The organism is Sulfuricurvum sp., from assembly GCF_022759005.1.
In the GTDB taxonomy this organism is placed as follows: domain Bacteria; phylum Campylobacterota; class Campylobacteria; order Campylobacterales; family Sulfurimonadaceae; genus Sulfuricurvum.
Map to the genome: position 1 here is coordinate 1 of NZ_JAEMQA010000096.1, position 3194 is coordinate 3194.

Here is a 3194-nt window from a genome sequence, read left to right on the forward strand (position 1 = left end):
TAAAAAAAAAGAATTTTCTCAAGGTGTGTATAATCGAAACATTATCTATAAAACTATCATATTTAGAATATATTTATACTAGGTCTTCTCTTCTCATTTCTTCCACTTCATGATTTATACTGTCTTTTGGGTTGGTGGTTTGAAGCCCGTTATTGTCCAGCCACTTCTCAATAATATTTTGCAGTTCGCTTGTGGTTTTTGAATAGCTATCACGGTCAAAGTAAATTGCACCACTACTCTTATTCACTTTTAAAATATCAATGGCGTACGATTTTACGAGTATCCATTCATCGGTGATTTGAATATCAGCGGATAGGGTCTTTTTCTTCTTTCTTGTTTCGATTAATGAGTGGTTTTTTAAATTGTCAGCGTTTTGTTGATGCACTTTGCTTTTATAGTTCATTGAATAGCTCCGAGGGCAAAAGCCTGAATTATTTAGATTCAGGTTTTGGAGCTTCTTTCTTAACCCCTTCAATTTCTGGTAGGTCGTAGGAGATATAAAAACTTTCGTCTTTGTTTTTTACCTTCTCTGTTTCAGCGAATTTGATTTTTTTTCCTATCATCGTTTTTAACTGCTCTTTGTTCTCATTGATAAGCAACACTTTTTTCAATACTAATTTTGACCCCATCATATCTTTCATGGTTGCAACATAGGCTTTTCGCATTACGGGCTTTTTAGTTTTTTCATTCGTGCCTACTCTGAACTCTTTTTCCTCGAATGAACGCAATGTCAAAAATTCTTCCATAGGGTAAAATAAAGCGAATACACCGTTCTCAAATGCGTTTGGATACTCCGACACTATCTTGATATTGCTTTTGATGTATAGACATCGCATTGACACGCTCAAGACTTTTCCGTATGTGTCTTTGGTTTGATTTTTTTGCACATTATCAACAATGATTAGTTTATTTACCAATTTATCCAAATCGGTTGCTTTAACTTCTACCCCTTCTTCTGGAAACATTGTAAGCGTTTCGACTTTATCGTTTTTAACGGCTTGTAGGGTGATATTTCCCTTTTCGGTAATGTTATATCCAGCAACTGACATTTTTAAGTTTTTATTATAGTCTTTATTTCTCAATGACACTCTTACGTCTTGACCCTCTTCGCTAATCCCTAATACTGAACCTAATTTAATATCTTCCATTGTCATCCTTTAAAATTTTTAGTAATGGATGAATCAAATAACTCACCCATATTTATTATTTTAAGAAAAGAGATTTAGGAGTCAAATAATTTGCGTTGCTTTTTTGAGATTTCACACTTGCTAAATTGAATGCCAATTTTTATCGTATAAAATCTTCTCCCCCATATCGGTGATAATCAACTGCTCCACCTTGTAATAAACGGAGTAAAGGCTATCAACTATTCCGATTTGCTTTTTTAGCTCTGACTCCATTTTTAAAAGATTGCTCAATGTCGTGTAATCGTTATTAACCATATCCTCTTCGGGCAGTTTGACCAGTTGTTCGATTTGTTCTTTGACTTTTGATAGTTGAGCACGGTAATCATCGCCTAATATTTTAGAGGAGTGCTTTTTCTTTGTGTCGTATTCACTCTTATTGATTTCAATGACTTGACCTTGATGGAAGCATTTATAGATTTTACGCTTGACCTCTAATACATGAAAACGCTTGATGTCCTTATCTTGAACATTGTAATCCTTGATTTTATCGTTCTTCCCATCTTCTATGATGATGGTTCGCTTTGCGGTGTCGTTATTGATTTCATATCTTAGACAAGTGCCGTTGTCGGTTGCTTGTTGCAACGTAGCGTTTTTGTATTCTTCCGCATCACCGCACACCCTATAAATTAATCGTGATGTTCTCTTGTCTAATTTGTTTCGACTGCTACGGTGAAGTCTGGCACCATTAGCTAACATCAGTTTCCACCCTAAATACACATTGATATCCGTCTTTTGCTGTTCTATCCAATCGTGTTTGTGTTCTTGGTCATCAAGTGTGTTGGCTATTTGTAAATTCTTTTGAATGTATTTGACAATGTATTTTGTGGCACCGTCAATATTTCCAAAATTTTGTTTGATGTCATTGGTGTTTGAGGGCATATTGTATTCAATCAAGGTTCGCTCGTAGCACTCCTTTATCCAATCGCTCAAATCAGGGTGATGAAAAATAATACCGTGTGCATGGACTTGAAGGGTTCTATGAGGTTCTAAAATAATGTTGTATTTTATCTCCTTTGCCAGTTTTCGGTGCTTTCGGCTGTTCTTCTTCACCCTATGTAAAAATGCCGATAGAAATGAGTTTAGATACAAATACCCCTCGCTTATCGCTTCGTCTAAATTGGCATAGATAAAATTAGGATTGACCGTCCATTGCGCAAACGGCAATTTGATATTGCCTCGTGATGTGCGAAACGGTTGAAACCGTGATAATAGGGTATTCGTAAAAAATGTAGCGGTGTAATCTTTTTCTTTGGCTTCGGTCTTATTGACTAAAATGGATTGCTTGATGTCGTGTCCAAATTGCTTCATATACTTCACATTGGAGTATTCCAACACCAATCTATTGTCATCGCCCGTTTGCTCCTCTACGACCTCTTCACAGCCGTTAAACACCACTAAATTTCTTTTGGTGCTATCGTTATATTCTTCAATGTTGGCGCTGATGGATTCTAAATATTTTTTGCGACGATTGGGGATGTATTTAGTTTTTAGAAAGTTGTTTTGCTCACGCTCTTTTTTAACCGCTTTTTCTTCTTGTTTGAACACCCTTTGCTCGAACTGCTTTTTTAGCTCATTGGTTATCCACTGCTTTTTAGTGAAATAGCTTATCTCCTTATTATCATTTGGAAACATCGTTTCATACAAGGACGCTACTCTCAATTCGTATTTATTTTTCAATCCATCACCCCTAAAATATAACCGTTTTACATTTTAAGAACTTTCGATTTTTTTGAAAATAATTGCGTTGCTAGTGTGAGATTTTAACTCCGTACCTTTTTTGACCCCTTATTTGAGCTATGTTAATCGCCACCTTTTCTTATAAAGTAAATCCAATCCTACGGATTGTTCGGGAAAAACTTCTGATTCTGTTTTCTGATTCTTCCATGTTCCCCCCACCACCTAGCGGTGGTGGAGGAAACTTACAGAATTGCCATGAAAACATGAACCCATGAAGTTTTTAGCGGATAGCCTCTATATTTATTTTATATTTTTTACTACTTTGAAATC

General features: G+C 35.8%; 3 protein-coding genes. All 3 read right to left on the reverse strand.

Annotation, left to right across the window (positions count from 1 at the left end; all coding sequences use genetic code 11):
- Nucleotides 1–73 precede the first annotated feature (73 nt).
- Nucleotides 74–403 carry a hypothetical protein gene (locus tag JHC35_RS06385; protein ID WP_295043121.1) on the reverse strand — a complete coding sequence of 110 codons (330 nt, stop codon included), beginning with the start codon at nt 401–403 and terminating at the stop codon, nt 74–76.
- Nucleotides 404–431: 28 nt separating this feature from the next.
- A complete protein-coding gene (locus JHC35_RS06390; RefSeq protein ID WP_295043123.1) occupies nt 432–1148 on the reverse strand; it encodes a hypothetical protein in 717 nt (238 codons plus the stop codon).
- Nucleotides 1149–1268: 120 nt separating this feature from the next.
- Complete coding sequence (locus tag JHC35_RS06395) at nt 1269–2864, reverse strand: hypothetical protein (protein ID WP_295043125.1); 1596 nt, start codon at nt 2862–2864, stop codon at nt 1269–1271.
- Nucleotides 2865–3194: the final 330 nt, after the last annotated feature.

Bases quoted from the DNA above. Each gene is read 5' to 3' on its own strand.
- JHC35_RS06390 (WP_295043123.1), bottom strand. From the start codon at position 1,148: ATGGAAGATATTAAATTAGGTTCAGTATTAGGGATTAGCGAAGAGGGT.
- JHC35_RS06385 (WP_295043121.1), bottom strand. From the start codon at position 403: ATGAACTATAAAAGCAAAGTGCATCAACAAAACGCTGACAATTTAAAA.